The organism is Paenibacillus cymbidii (assembly GCF_004764705.1).
GTDB classification, from domain to species: Bacteria; Bacillota; Bacilli; order Paenibacillales; family NBRC-103111; genus Paenibacillus_AN; species Paenibacillus_AN cymbidii.
Genome location: NZ_SHLX01000004.1, coordinates 263,224 through 277,750 on the forward strand (window position 1 = coordinate 263,224; position 14,527 = coordinate 277,750).

At 51.9% G+C, this 14,527-nt stretch carries 13 protein-coding genes; 12 read left to right on the top strand and 1 reads right to left on the bottom strand.

Features of this window, described 5'->3' with window-relative positions; translation table 11 throughout:
- Positions 1-20 precede the first annotated feature (20 nt).
- From EXY20_RS08170 to EXY20_RS08225, 12 genes are all read left to right on the top strand, one after another.
- On the top strand, positions 21-854 hold the full coding sequence (locus EXY20_RS08170) for a carbohydrate ABC transporter permease (RefSeq protein ID WP_135549573.1): 834 nt from the start codon (positions 21-23) through the stop codon (positions 852-854).
- A 37-nt stretch (positions 855-891) separates the two neighbouring features.
- Positions 892-2,289, top strand: coding sequence for an extracellular solute-binding protein (locus EXY20_RS08175; RefSeq protein ID WP_135549575.1), 1,398 nt, complete (start codon positions 892-894; stop codon positions 2,287-2,289).
- A 24-nt stretch (positions 2,290-2,313) separates the two neighbouring features.
- On the top strand, positions 2,314-3,705 hold the full coding sequence (locus EXY20_RS08180) for an FAD-dependent oxidoreductase (RefSeq protein ID WP_167859081.1): 1,392 nt from the start codon (positions 2,314-2,316) through the stop codon (positions 3,703-3,705).
- Positions 3,706-3,724: 19 nt separating this feature from the next.
- Positions 3,725-4,696 (top strand): Gfo/Idh/MocA family protein, encoded by a 972-nt coding sequence (locus EXY20_RS08185; protein ID WP_167859082.1) that lies wholly within the window; start codon positions 3,725-3,727, stop codon positions 4,694-4,696.
- A gap of 24 nt (positions 4,697-4,720) precedes the next feature.
- Complete coding sequence (locus EXY20_RS08190) at positions 4,721-5,833, top strand: hypothetical protein (RefSeq protein WP_135549581.1); 1,113 nt, start codon at positions 4,721-4,723, stop codon at positions 5,831-5,833.
- A gap of 23 nt (positions 5,834-5,856) precedes the next feature.
- Positions 5,857-6,681: a creatininase family protein gene (locus EXY20_RS08195; protein ID WP_135549583.1), complete on the top strand. Its 825-nt coding sequence runs from the start codon at positions 5,857-5,859 to the stop codon at positions 6,679-6,681.
- Between the two features lie 305 nt (positions 6,682-6,986).
- Entirely contained in the window at positions 6,987-7,457 is a 471-nt protein-coding gene (locus EXY20_RS08200) for a GNAT family N-acetyltransferase (RefSeq protein WP_135549585.1), read from the top strand.
- A gap of 231 nt (positions 7,458-7,688) precedes the next feature.
- Positions 7,689-8,351, top strand: a complete 663-nt coding sequence (locus EXY20_RS08205) for a phosphatase PAP2 family protein (protein WP_167859083.1) — start codon at positions 7,689-7,691, stop codon at positions 8,349-8,351.
- Between the two features lie 150 nt (positions 8,352-8,501).
- Positions 8,502-8,954 carry a GNAT family N-acetyltransferase gene (locus EXY20_RS08210; RefSeq protein WP_135549589.1) on the top strand — a complete coding sequence of 151 codons (453 nt, stop codon included), beginning with the start codon at positions 8,502-8,504 and terminating at the stop codon, positions 8,952-8,954.
- 159 nt (positions 8,955-9,113) lie between these two features.
- A complete protein-coding gene (locus EXY20_RS08215; RefSeq protein ID WP_135549591.1) occupies positions 9,114-11,012 on the top strand; it encodes a heparinase II/III domain-containing protein in 1,899 nt (632 codons plus the stop codon).
- Between the two features lie 295 nt (positions 11,013-11,307).
- On the top strand, positions 11,308-12,012 hold the full coding sequence (locus EXY20_RS08220) for a hypothetical protein (RefSeq protein ID WP_235885426.1): 705 nt from the start codon (positions 11,308-11,310) through the stop codon (positions 12,010-12,012).
- Between the two features lie 125 nt (positions 12,013-12,137).
- A complete protein-coding gene (locus EXY20_RS08225) occupies positions 12,138-12,632 on the top strand; it encodes an ABC transporter permease family protein (RefSeq protein WP_135549593.1) in 495 nt (164 codons plus the stop codon).
- Positions 12,633-12,809: 177 nt separating this feature from the next.
- Here the strand turns inward: EXY20_RS08225 and EXY20_RS08230 are convergent, their stop codons facing one another.
- Positions 12,810-14,375, bottom strand: a complete 1,566-nt coding sequence (locus tag EXY20_RS08230) for a glycoside hydrolase family 32 protein (RefSeq protein WP_135549595.1) — start codon at positions 14,373-14,375, stop codon at positions 12,810-12,812.
- Positions 14,376-14,527: the final 152 nt, after the last annotated feature.

Consider the following 14,527-nt stretch of genomic DNA (forward strand, 5'->3'; position numbering starts at 1 on the left):
CGGGGCCGGGAAGGAGAGTTATGGTTCGCGGTAAAAAAAACGTTGCCAAAGCGCTGCTGACACTGCTGCTGCTGGTTGCGGCGATTACGATGATCGTTCCGTTCCTGTGGATGATATCGACTTCTTTCAAGAAGCCGATTGATGTATTCCACTATCCGATCGATTGGCTGCCGCTGCCGCTGAAGCTGGACAACTACAGCCGGGTTTGGAGCGGGTCGTATTCGTTTGCGTTGTTTTATTGGAATTCGATCAAAGTAACGGTATTGTCCGTGCTTGGGACGATCGTCGTCAGCTCGGCTGCGGCTTATGGATTCGGGCGGATTCGTTTTGCCGGCAGGGACGCCGTCTTTATGCTGTATATTGCGACGCTGATGATCCCCGATCAAGTGACGCTCGTCCCGAGATTCATTCTGTTCAACTATTTGGGGCTGTACAACACGCACGGGGCGCTGATTTTGCCGGGTATTTTCACTGCCTTCGGAACGTTCATGCTGCGTCAGTTTTATATGACCGTACCGAACGAACTGTCGGAGGCGGCCAAAATGGAAGGCGCCGGACACTTGCATATTTGGAGCCGCATTATGGTGCCGCTTTCGAAGGCGGCGATGATCTCGCTTGTCATTCTCAGTTTCGCCTGGACGTGGAACGAATTTGTAAACCCGCTTATCTTCTTGACGAGCAAGGAGTTGTATACGGTGCCGCTTGGCCTTAACAATTTCGTCGACGAATCGGGTACGGAGTATACGCTGATGATGGCGGCGGCAGTCATCTCGGTATTGCCGGTTATGGTTGTCTTCATTATCTGCCAGCGTTGGTTTGTCGAAGGCGTTATTTCCAGCGGTGTTAAAGGGTAGCCGGTTGCATCCATTCATGACAAGGGGAGTGTAAACAATGAGCAGTTTGCCATACGGGAAAAAGTGGGGAACGACGGCGCTTGCCGCCGTATGCATGACAGCAGTGATCGTTTCCGGATGTTCCGGCGGCGGAAAATCAGGTGCTCAGCAATCGCCGGCAACAAGCGGAACGTCAAGCGCGACCGCATCCGCCACACCGGGGCCCAAGGAAACGGTTAAGCTGAACTTCTGGGGAGCGGTTCCCGAAGAATCCGGTCCTGCCCAGGTAGTCGAAAATTGGAATAAAGCAAATCCGGATATCCAGGTTACCTACAAACGGTTCGTGAACGATACGGCGGGCAATACGAAGCTGGACACGGCACTGCTCGTTAATGGCGAGGTCGATCTGTTCATCAATTATTCGATGGATTCGTTGTTTAAACGGATCAATGCCGGCATGGCGGAGCCGCTCGATGCGTATTTCGGCAAAGATCAATTCAATGTCGCCGATCATTTCGGCGACAAGGCGATCGTTCCGGTGGGCGGCAAAAAGTACTATATCCCGGCGATCATCCTGAACGACTTCATATCCATCAACAAAAGCATGCTGGAAGCAAGCAAGCTGCCATTGCCGACGAACTGGACTTGGGACGATTACAAATCGTATGCGCAGAAGATGTCCAAGGGCGAAGGGGCCAACAAAATATGGGGCTCGGTCATCGGCAACGCTCCCAACTTCTCCGGCTGGATGGCCAATGCGGTCAAAACGCAGTTAGGCGCCAACGCGCTGTACAAGGAGGACGGGAGCACGAATATCGAACATCCCGCATTTAAACAGTACCTCGACATTCAACTGGAGCTGCAAAATACGTTGAAGGTACAACCGAAGCATGTCGAAGCGAAAGCGACCAAGCTGGATGGGAACCAGACCTTTTTATCCGGCAAGGCGGCGATGTTCTGGCAAGGAACCGCGAATATCCGCAACATCAAAAACACGAAAGATTACCCGCACGACTTCGTTACGGCGTTCGCGCCGGTTCCGAAGCTGAACGCTTCGGATAAATACGAGACGGCCGGTACCGGGTATCTCGACTTCGTGACGATCAGCTCGCGCTCGAGCCACAAGGAAGCGGCATGGAAATTCGCCAAGTGGTATGTAACGGAAGGGAACGAACCGATGATCGTCGCCGGCCGTGTGCCTGCATGGAAAAAAGCGAATATCGACAACGTCGTCAAATTGGTGCTTGGCGACAACCCGGAAAAGTTGTTCGATGTGGAATCGTTCAAGCGGGTGTTGTTTACCGGCAAGGAATTTATCGTGGACACGAAGTTCGACAACATGACGGAAATGACGAAAATCTTGGAAGAAGAAGGCGAAAAAACGTTCATTGGCGAACAAAACTCGGCCCAAGCGATTCAGAGCATGAAAAAGCGTATCGATGCGCTTAAAAAATAAGACTTGTCTGAAGGAGCGGGAGCGGTGTCTACTCTTCACTATGAGGTCGCGGTAATCGGCGGGGGCCCGGCCGGCGTTGCGGCAGCGATCGCCGCCGGTCGGGCGGGAGCCAAAACCGTGCTTGTCGAACCGCAATCTTACCTGGGCGGTGCGGGAACGGCAAGTCTCGTCGGGCCCTGGATGACGAATTATCATCGCGATACACAGGTTATTCGCGGCATATTCCAGGATATCGTGGATGAACTGGTCACGTACGAAGGATCGCCCGGTACGCTGAAATGTCCGTATGACAACAAGGACGAAACGAAAGGGACGGGTGGTCACATTACGCCGTTCGACCCGGAAATATTGAAGTTCGTCTACAATCGGCTCGTGCAGGAAGCCGGCTGCGAGCTGAAGCTGAACGCGTATGTGGACGGGGTGGAGAGTGAAGGAGGCCGTATCCGGGCCGTCGGCTTGCGGACGAAATCGTCCGTGAGCCGTCTGGAAGCGGACGTGTTCGTCGATGCTACCGGCGACGGCGATGTTGCCGTAGCGGCCGGCGCCCGCTATGAGCAGGGGCGCGCATCCGACGGGTTGACGCAGCCGGTATCGGCGCTGTTCAAGATGAGCTACGTCGATCTGGATGCGTTTATTGACTATACCCTTGCGCACAAAGACGAATTTGTCTGGATTTCCTATCCGATTGTTCCTGCCGGATTGCCGGCCCATTTTGCCGACCGGATGGTCTGCCTGAGCGGCTTCAACCGTTTGGTCGCGGAAGGGTTGAGCAGCGGCGAGCTTGAGCTGGGACGGGAGCGGATCACGTTATTTTCCGACTTTATCAAAGGTGATGTGCTATTCAACGCGACCCGGATCAATCGGATCGACGGCACGAACAACGACCAATTGATTCGGGCCGAGATCGAGCTGCGCAAGCAGGTGATTTCGCTCGCGGCATTCGCCCGCAAGCGATTGCCCGGCTTCTCCCGCGCTTCGCTCTCCGGCGCGGCGGCTCGTGCAGGCGTTCGCGAAACGCGGCGGATCATCGGCGATTATATGTTGACTCAGGATGATGTACGGCATGGGCGGCAGTTTGCCGACGGCATTGCCAAAGGCTGCTTTCCGATTGATATTCACAGTCCGCACGACCAAACGAACGTATGGGTCGAGATTGACAACGCGTACGATATTCCGTACCGCTGTCTGCTGCCGGCAGGGCTTGACAACGTGCTGCTGGCCGGGCGCAATATATCGGCTTCCCATGAAGCGATGGCTTCGACGCGGGTGCAGTCGCATTGCATGGCTATGGGCCAGGCGGCGGGGATCGCCGCGGCGCTTGCCGCCGGGGGCGAGCGATCGACGCGGGCAGTCAATGTGAAGGAACTGCAGCGGCAGCTGCGCTCGCAGCGGGCTATTGTCGCAGGGGATCTGTAGCAAGGGGGGCGTTCTCATCGTGGGAAAAATCAGTGTGGGCATTATCGGACTCGGCGGGCGAGGGGAACTTCATCTTGCCGCCTGCCGGGAAGTCGACACCATTCGTGTAGCTGCCGTTTGCGAGGTGCGCGGGGAGCGGCTTGCGGCCGTTGCGGACCGGTATGGCGTTCAAGACCGATATGAGGAGTGTGCGGTGCTGCTGCAGCGCGAAGATATCGCGCTGGTCATCGTCGCCACCCGCGAAAGCGACCGCTTCGTTCCTGCGCTATGGGCGCTTCGGGCAGGCAAGCACCTCCTGATGGATTTACCGGTCGCGACGAACCCGTTTGCAGCCGATGCGTTACGCAGGGCAGCTATTGCTGCCGGCAAGCATCTGTTCGTTGGAGCGTACCACCGGCAAGAGGAACGTTATGCCGACGTTTATGCGGCCATTCGCGACGGGCATATCGGCCAATTGACCGGCATTACGCTGCGATACGATAGGGCGGCTTGCGAGAAGTCATATGACCGAGCCCTTTCCTTGTTCGAGCGTTATGCGCGGGAATTGGATCTGATGTTGTGGTACGCAGGCTGCCGGGCGGTTCGGCTGAAAGCTTATGCAGATCCGGCCGCCACGAATAATCGCCAAGACGGTGAAATGCGGGCGCCGGTCAATCTGGACGCGCCGCATATTGCGAAGGTGACGCTCCGGTTTGCGAGCGGCGCCTCCGGGCTGCTTATTGATCGCGGCGAATCGTCCTGTGCTGCCGACGAGGCGGCAGAAGTGATCGTATCCGGAACGGAAGGAACGGTCCGAGCCGGCTTCCAGCCGGCAATGCAGCAATCCGAAGCCGCCTTCTCCGCACTGCGCGAGGAACTGGACCGGGTAAGCCGAAGCTTGCTGCGAGGCGATGCACCCGATTATGCACCGTGGAGACATACCGTCCATGCAGCGGAATTAATCGACGGTATCGTTCGTTCGGCTGCATTCGGCTATTTAATCAACTATTGACGCGAGCAAGAGGGAGGCCATTGCGTGAACAAGCGGAACAAAAAAGTGGCCGTCATCGTGACGGAGTACTGGGATATCAGCCACGCGGATGTGCTGCTGAGCAAAATGTTCGAAGGTTTCGTCCTGAATGGCCGCCCGTATCGTTCCACTATCGATATCGTGTCCATGTACATCGACCAGTTCCCGGTGAACGACATGGGCAAAGATATGGCGGCCAAGCACCACGTTCCGCTATTTGGCTCGATTCGCGAAACGCTGCTGCGCGGCGGAGATACGTTCGATGTGGAAGGTATTATTATCGTCGGCGAGCTGGGCGACTATCCGTGCAATGAAATCGGGCAAACGCTGTACCCGCGCCGGGCTTTTTTCGAAGAGTGCTTGCAGGTGATGCTGGCGTACGACCGGATCGTCCCCGTGTTTACCGACAAGGGCTTTGCCATTGTACGGGAAGACATCGAATGGGTGTACGATCAAGTGAAGCGGCACCAAATTCCGTTCATGTCGAGCTCGGTTGTACCTTATTGTCCGCGCCATCCGGTATCGATCGGCATTCCGAACGGGACACCAATCCGGAAGATGTTCGGTTTTGCTTACAGCGGCGTGGAACGATACACGTACCATGCGCTTGAGATGATGCAGAGCATTGCGGAGAACAGGGCATACGGGGAATCGGGCATCGAATCGGTTCGTGCGTTTCGGGACGCGGAAGCGATTGAACGGCTTTTGTCGGATGAATGGCGGACCATGTACCGGGCGCTCGGCGGATTCGCGAATTTGCGCGACGTGGAATCGCTTCCTTACCGGTTAAGCGAGCCGGTGCTGTGCGAGGTCGATTACGTCGACGGGTTAAAAGCGGGCGTACTGTTCGGCGAGCCGGAAGCGCGTCTGTTTGCTTCCGCCTTTCAAGTGTCTGCGGAGGAGAGCCCGGTTTGCGTAGAATTCAGACTGCAAAATCAAAAGCCGAACAGCCATTGGGGCTATCTCGTCCTGGAAATCGAAACATTCATCCACACCTCGCGTCCACCTCATCCGGTCGAACGATCGCTGCTGACGACAGGCGCGCTGGACGCATTTATGAGATCGCTGCACAGTGGCGGCAAGGAAATTAAGACGCCCTACTTGCGCGTGTCCTATTAAGCTGCGAAAGAGAGGCAACAAACATGAGCGGACGCTCGATTTTTTTTCATCATTACACGCGTGCGGAAATAACGGAAATGGCCGGCCAAGGCGCCGCCATCGTCGTTCCGCTTGCCGCTACCGAGCAGCACGGCGATCATCTGCCGGTATATACCGACAGTTTTATCTGCGACCACATCGTGCGGCGGTCGGTGGAATCCGCTGCGGCTTCCGTTCCGATCGTTATGGCGCCGCTGGTAAGCATTGGCTGCTCGCAGCACCATTTAAGCTTCGGGGGCACCATTTCGTTCCCTTCGGCAACTTATTTGTTGATGTTGGGCGATATCGCGGAAAGTCTGGTACGTTGCGGGTTCCGCAAAATCATTTTTGTCAACGGGCACGGCGGCAATCATGCCCTCATGAATCAGGCTGCCCAGGATTTGGCGGTACGTCATCCTGTATGGACGGCAGCCGCTTCTTATTGGAATATTGCCAAGTCGGCATTGGTGGATGCAGGCGCCAAGGAGGTCGGCAAAGTGCCCGGTCATGCCGGCGGGTTTGAAACGTCGCTGATCATGGCACTGATGCCCAAGCTCGTCAAACGCGAACGGATCACGTACACCCATCGGGAGCATATGCGATCGACGTATTCGGAATCGGGCGTCTTCATTGGCAAGCATGGAGAACTCACAGGTATTGATGGCTTCACGGACGCGGCTGGCGCGGCCGACGCGGCGAAAGGCGTGCGTTATCTGCAGACGATCGTCGAATCGCTATCGCGGTGGCTGATCGACGTATACGGCACGATGTCGGAAATCTGCGATGGGCAGCTTTCTTCCGTGAATGCTTCCACTCCCGCTTCGCCGTAACAAGAAGTTCACGAATAAGCATTTAGAGCTGGGGCGCAGAGAAAACAGATAAAACCATTTATTCGGTTTTTATTCGAACGGAATAAAGATATATTTTAAGCAAGAGAAATGAAAAGGTGGGGTCGTTGTGCCAACAACTCTGTAATGGTGATGAAGTGAAACGGGCATTACTTCCCAACAGCATCATCACGAATCCGCAAGTCAGGATGAGCAGTAAACTAAAAGCAGATTTGTGTATCACCATTTCGCCAATTGTTTAGTTGGATCAATTCACGAAACGAAAGTGAATAAAGCGAGGAAATAGCGTGAATGAATATAACCCTTTGGATTCTTCCAACTTATTCATTCGAAGCGCAGTCGTCGACGATGTCGATCGACTGCGCGACATCTTCCGTCGTGCCTCGCTGACAATCGAGGGCGACCGCGATCTCATCGCCACTCATCCTGAGTGGCTCTTGTGGGACGACATGATGTTGCCGTTCGCTCGAGTAGCTGTTGTTGGCGAACGGGTCGTGGGCTTTGCGTCGGCGCGTCCTGTCGACGACTTCCTCGAACTTGAGGATCTGTTTACGGAACCTGATTGGATGCGCCAAGGCGTTGCGAGTGCCCTGATCGAAGACATTGCGCGGCGTGGTGTCCGAATCGAGGTGACTGCCAATCCGCACGCGTTAGGGTTTTATGAATCCGTCGGGTTTATCGCCAGCGGTTTCGCCTGCACACCGGGGGGACCGGCGCCGCGGATGCAGCTCAAGCCCGCCACATTAGAAAAGAGATAAAACACTTTGAATCCAGTATTTCATGAAAATCCATTTATCGAACGGGACCACTCAATAGAGTGGTCTTTTTTAATGGAGGTCTGGATTCCTGCAAAATGGGTCCTGTCAACAACATGTCGGATGTCTCCTATTGGAAACAGAATGTCGCAAAGCTTATCATTTATGTTACAATTCAGAAGAATACTTGATTGGACTTCATTGCCGACTCGCAAGCGGATAAGGGGAAATGAGATGAAGAAGCTATTCGTGCACCCATTGTGGCTGCTCCTTGTCATTCCGTTACTGGGTATGGTCTACGTGATGATCAATCGCGAACCTTCGTTGTCGCGAACCTTGTACACGGATTTGGATGATACGATTCCTTTTATCAGGTATTTTATCATCCCCTACATGATCTGGATGCCATTCTTATATCTAACCTTCATTTATTTTTATTTTAAAGACAGAGAGCTCTACTTTCGGGCATTGTTTGCTTATACTTTGAGCGTGCTGATCTGTTATGGCATTTATTTGCTCTTCCAAACGACAGTCCCGAGATTGCAATTGCAGGACAACGATCTGCTTAGCCGAATGGTGATGTTCGTCTACCAGAACGATGCCCCTTACAATTGTTTTCCAAGCATACACTGTCTGTCCAGCTATCTTCTGTTCATTGCAGCCAAAAGCAGTCCGGCAATTCGTCCAAAATCTGTCGCAGCGATTGGAGTCGTTGCCTGGTTCATCATCATCTCGACATTATTCGTTAAGCAGCACGTCGTCATGGATGTTTTGGCGGGTGTTATGCTCGGACACGTCATGTTTTCTTTTTCCACTTTTGTATTGAGGCGTACAAGACGGTGGTTCGTCGGAAAAGGCAAAGAAATGCCCGGAATTCATCCAATCGGATTCGATTAGTGCGATAAAGAGCGGAGAGCGGCGATTATATCGGCCGCTTCTTCATTTTGTCTGGCGTTCGAATGGAGGAGAAAAAAGTTTGATGAAGTGAAGCCGCCGCGGAAAATCCTTACAAATAATCAATAATTATGGAATCGGAGCGTAACTCAGATGCAAATACGAAAGTTGAATGCCAACGAAATCCCGCCATTTGAGCTACTATTATTAGCGGATCCGTCACAGAAGCTTGTAGAAGAATATCTCCGCAGAGGATATTGCTTTATCGGCTTAAGGAATGATCAAGTAATAGGTGTCTATGTTTTGCTGCCAACAAGACCTGATACAGTTGAATTAGTAAATCTTGCGGTCGATGAAAACCATCAAGGAAATGGATTTGGAAAACAGTTAGTAAAGCATGCCATACAAATTGCCACGGGACTGGGATTTAAAACAATTGAAGTCGGCACCGGGAATTCTGGTGTTGGGCAACTTGCCCTTTATCAGAAATGCGGATTTAGAATAACTGGGGTAGACAGAGACTTTTTTGTCAGACATTATGATGAAGCAATATTTGAAAATGGTATACAAGTTATCGATATGATACGTTTATCGCAAGATTTATAGTGAAACGGTTGTTCAACAGTCTTGAAATGAATGCCCAACTTCGCGGGCGTTTGAATTAGCAATATTTCTAATAAAATCGTCAAGAAACCACCTACATTTCACCACGATAATCCTTTATTGTCAGGGGGAATAATAGACCCCATTGAAGGAGAAGATCGAATGCTGCCGAAAGCCAACCCTTTGGTGAAAGACTGGTCCTTGATCCACGATAAAATCACCCGCTATCCGTGGGCGAAGCAGATAGCCGAACAAACGAAAACGGAAACCGATCGTTGGATCGCGCAATACAATGACGAACCAACGCGCATTTCCGGGTGGGGGCACAATTACTACTGCCGTCTGTGCGCCTCGGCTCTAGTATTTGACGAAGGCAAGCCGACCGAACATCGCTGCAGCCGCTGCAATGCCGTTCGGGATGACGATGAAGCGAACGAGGCTTGGAATGCCACGTATCGCAGCAAAGCGGGGACTGAAATTTTTTCCGCCGCCGTGCTTTACAACTTGCATGGGGATACGAAGTATTTGACGTATATCCGCAAGGTGCTGGCTTTTTTGTCGGAGCATCTGGAATCGTTTCAAGTTCGTACGCCGAAAGGCTTCGAAGGCCGGTTCAGCGGCATTAACCTGGGGGATGCTGTCACGATTTGCTGGATGTTGAACGGCATGCATCTGGTGCGGGACGAGTTGCCGGAAGACGAGCTCGAGTTGGCCAAACATCGCTTTTTCTTCCCGATGGCCTCGTTTCTGAATACGAAGGATGGCGGCACGCCGAATATCGCCTGCTGGATGAAGTCGGCGCTCGGCATGATCGGCCTGTTCTACGGCGAGCATGAATGGTGCCGGCTGGCGGAGGATGGGCACGAAGGGATCAACAAGGAGCTGGAGAAAGGTCTGCTGCCGCAAGGCTTCTGGTACGAGAGCTCGTTCCATTATCATTTTTACTGTGCGGACGGATTGACGCATTACGCCGCCTTTTGCGCGCTGTACGGGTATGAGCAGTCCACGTTTACGGAATCCCTGCGTAAAATGTACCGCTACCCGGTTCAATACGCGTTCCCGAACGGGAAACTCCCGAGTCCGAACGACGGCTGGCCGTTGCTCTCGTTCGCCAATTACGCGCGTCAATACGAGTGGATCCGCAACGTTTACGACGAGCCGATTTTCCGCTATGCGCTTGCGCAATGCTACGATGACGACAACGACGGGACGTCGGAATATGTGGGGACACTCCCTCGATTGCTGTTCGGCACCGATTGGCGGAATGAGCTCGAGCGTTATGAGCTGGCGCATGACGTTGCGATCCGACCGGAACGCATATCCCGCTGCGACGAAGACATCCATTACGTCATGCTGCAGAATCCGCAGACTAGCGTGTTTTTGAAGTACGGTTTCGTCATCCGCGAGCATTCTCATGCCGACGTGATGAACTTCGAAATTTTTCGGAAGGATGAAATCGTGTCGCGCGATATTTCGAACGCCGGTTATGGCTCGGACATCTTCCGCGAATGGCAGCGCAAAACGATCGCGCACAATACGGTCATGGTTGACCGGCTCAATCAGCCGAACCGGCCAGCCGGCAAGCTGCTGTCGTTCGATCCCGTCGCCAACTCCTGCCTCGTACAGGCGGTTGATGTGTATCCGGGCGTTACGTATACGCGTTGCTTCAAGTTATCGGAAGATGGCCTGCAGGACGAGTTTACCGTTACGACGGAAACGCCTTCCCGCGACCAAAGCGAAACGCATACGTTCGATTGGTTCTTCCATTGTTCGGGCGAAATGGAATGCGAGCTGCCCATGGCAAACGCATCGGCGCCGGGAGAGGCTGACGGCTACCAGCTGATGCAGGATGTGCAAAGCTGCAGTCTGGACGGAGACTGGCAAATCGGCTGGAGGCTGTCGGGAAAACGGGTAAGCCTGGCGATGGAAGGTTGCCCCGGCACCCAGGTATTTATTTTCCGCGGGTACGAACATCGTTCCGACTTGCTTCGCTGGGGAGTCATGGTGCGGCGTACGGGCACATCTGCAACCTATAAGGCGGAATACCGTTTCGAGGATTGATCGTTTCAAAGCATGATAGAACGATAGTGGGGAGCTTGCCGCGCGGCAGGCTCCCTTCGTTCATTAATTTGCGAGCGCGAAATAAAATATCATTAAATGGTAAATATTAACATCACTCGCGATCCTGGAGCACTTTCGATGATTTCCGCCCAACTAAGCAATGGTTCACGGTCGCATGAATAGAAAAATAGACTAGATTGTAACTTTTTCGCGCTATATAAGTCCCGCGTTGCGAGTGTAAAATTAGGCCAATCAGGACAGAGAGAGCTTAGTCGCCAGAAAAGGAGAGATTAGCGTGCCGGCCACGAAACCGAAATTCCCCGCCTGCAACGAGGGAGAGCTTGTAGCGGGACGGCGCCCCATCATGCGCAATTACTATTCGAACCGTTATTTGCTTTTGATGATGGTGCCGGGCTTGCTTTATTATGTGTTGTTCAAGTACGCACCGATGTACGGAATTATTATCGCCTTCAAAGACTTAAATATTATGCAAGGAATTTTCGCCAGTCCCTGGGTGGGGTTTAAGCACTTTGAGGCTTTGTTTCGATCCCCGGATTTTGTGCGGGTGTTCCGCAATACCCTGATTATCAGCACATACAAGCTTGTGTTCACGTTCCCGGCTCCGATCGTGCTCGCGATCTTGCTGAATGAAGTGAGAATCACCTTGTTTAAGCGAGTCATCCAGACGATAACGTATTTGCCGCATTTTTTGTCATGGGTTATTCTTTCGGGTATTGTCATTAACCTGCTGTCTCCTTCAACGGGCCTTGTTAACGTAATTTTGAACTCAATAGGTGTAAAAACAATATTCTTCGTGGGCGATCCCGACTGGTTCCGAACGGTATTGGTCGTTTCGGGCGCATGGAAGGAAGTAGGCTGGGGAACCATCATTTATATGGCAGCGCTTGCATCTGTTGATTCACAACTGTATGAAGCAATGGCTATTCGGTGTCGGACGTATTCTCCACTTACGTGTACAGGATGGGTCTGGAGAACATGATGTACAGCTTCTCGACGGCAATGAATATGTTCAAAAATGTTATCGCTTTCGGACTCGTGATAGGCACCAATTACATCGTGCGGAGATTCAGCGACTATGGACTATGGTAGGAGGAGAAGCGGGGAATGAAACTCTCTCGGGGAGAAAAAGGATTCCAGGCAGTTAATTATTTTCTTCTTACTGTCATTGGTATTATTACCATCTATCCAGTATGGGATGTATTTCGTATCTCGTTCAGCACGCCCGCCGAGGCAAGTCGGCTTGCCTTCACGCTGTGGCCGGAAGAAATCAGCTTTAATGCCTATAAGCACGTGCTGAATAACCCGTATATATGGTCGGGATACCAAGTTACTATCGAACGCATGATACTGGGCACATTCATTCAGATCATTCTGACAGCGCTGCTCGCGTATCCGCTCTCGCGCCGACAATTGCCGCATCGCGCCGCTTTTACGATGCTGATCGTATTCACGATGTTTTTCTCGGGCGGGATGATTCCGGACTATTTGCTCATCCAGAATTATTTGCACATGGGCAATACGATATGGGAGCAGCGTGAAGCCGGAATAGAGAACCAGCATTTTGCGGTATTGATTGCGATTGAACGTGCGGGTCAATAGACGCAGCAACTTTTTCATGGTAAGCCCCCGTCCGGTGTGATGTATGCAGAAGCGATCTCATTCCAACACCGGAATATGATGGTTGACATGTGGCGAGGGAAGAGTAGAAAAACGGACATTTTCGTAACTTTTTCGCTCTATACGCGGCTGTGCAAAAAGTTTATGATTAACGTTTTGTTATTTTTCGGAAGGATTCATATCCCATGCAGTGATACTTTCCACCAGGACGTCCCCGTCTTTGGCGTATAGGGCGACTCCTTTGCTTCGTTCGAGGGTAGGGTACACCCTTTGTATCAGAAATCGTCTGCCGTTTACAAACAGTTCGATAACCGACTTGTCCAAAAAGATGTTGAAGTTCAATTTCTCGTGATCCATCCGTTTAAATGGAGCTTCGGTGAACGAAACGATAGACGCAGTGACAGGCAATATTTCGGCGTTATAAAAATATTTTTTGTATTCGATTGTGGCGTCTAACGATGATCTCCTCAGGTCGATGCGAATAAGCTGATTAACGGCATCGTAATAGATTCCGGTTTCCTCCAAGCCATCGCCGCTCGAGCGTACCTTAATTCCGCATAACGAACAATTGCCGGGGTCGATTGTCAGATCAAGCTCCATTACATCGCCCTCAAAGCCGGGAAGCCCGATTTCTTGTCCAGCATGCAAAAGAATATTATGCCGAGATCGCTCATTATGCCTAAGTTCCCTGATCTCGCTCGCCGGCTGGGCTGACAGAAGGCCATCTTCCCTGAGCGTTAATTCCCAAGGCAATGTCATAATGCCCGACCATCCGGAAGCCCTCTGGCTTTGTTTATCCCTCCAATCGAGCGCCCAGCCCAGATGGATCGTACGCCCATCGGGTACGGTCGACACAATAGAACCCGCAATCATTGCTCCGGGAAAACTGATTCGGTCGTGCCGCTCGGGTACAAATTCATGGTTTCCATAGCTGCCCGTATAATATTGCGTTCCGAATACATGACTGGAAAACATGAGCACCCGCTTGTCCATCAGCGTAAAAAAGCAAGGAACCGCACAGTCCTCTTGAGGGCTTGTCCATCTGTTATGCGATTGGTAAAGGGGGCCGATGAAATCCCATTTCATGAGATCGCGAGATTTAAATAAATAGGTTACGTCACCTTTCCGTTTCATCGGATCGTTCGGATATTTATTTCCAGTCGTCATATACCAGAAACCGTCTTCCTTCCAGGGATTGGACGGATCGAACACATCATAGTTAGTATATTCATCGCTTTCAAGACTGGGCTTGGGCAGAATCGGATTATTGGCATGCCGGTTCCAATTCAACAGCAACGGGTCATCCAAATCTTCGGGAACAGCGAGACAAACCCCGCCGGGGTTGCCAAAGTAGACAATCGTAGGTATCCCGTCGTCATCCAAAAAAATATGACCGCTGAAGACTCCCTTCTGATCGTATCCGCCAGGAGCAGGCTCCAGAATGATCGGATGGATCTCCCAATTAATAAAATCGGTGCTTGAGGCATGTCCCCACGAAATGTTGCACCAATAGGCCCCGTATGGATATGCCTGATAAAAGATGTGATATCTGCCCTTCCAAAACAACAGGCCGTTGATATCATTCATCCAGCCTATCGGGACAAAATGATAAAGCGGCCGATGGCGATCGTTTTTGTAAAAGGCTTGTATCTCGCTTGCATCCCCCTTTCGCAGCATTTCCTCTACCTGTGACATCTGAATCGCCATGATTTTATCGTCTGCCATTTGAACGCTCCCCTCTCTGACAACGAATTGCCGATTTATTTTATGACAGCTTCATTCTAATGAGATAAATACATACAGTCAATTGTTCGGTTTTGCGTAAATGGCGAACGGTTTTCATTAACGACTTTTCCGCCGATTTCGCTTATTCTTGG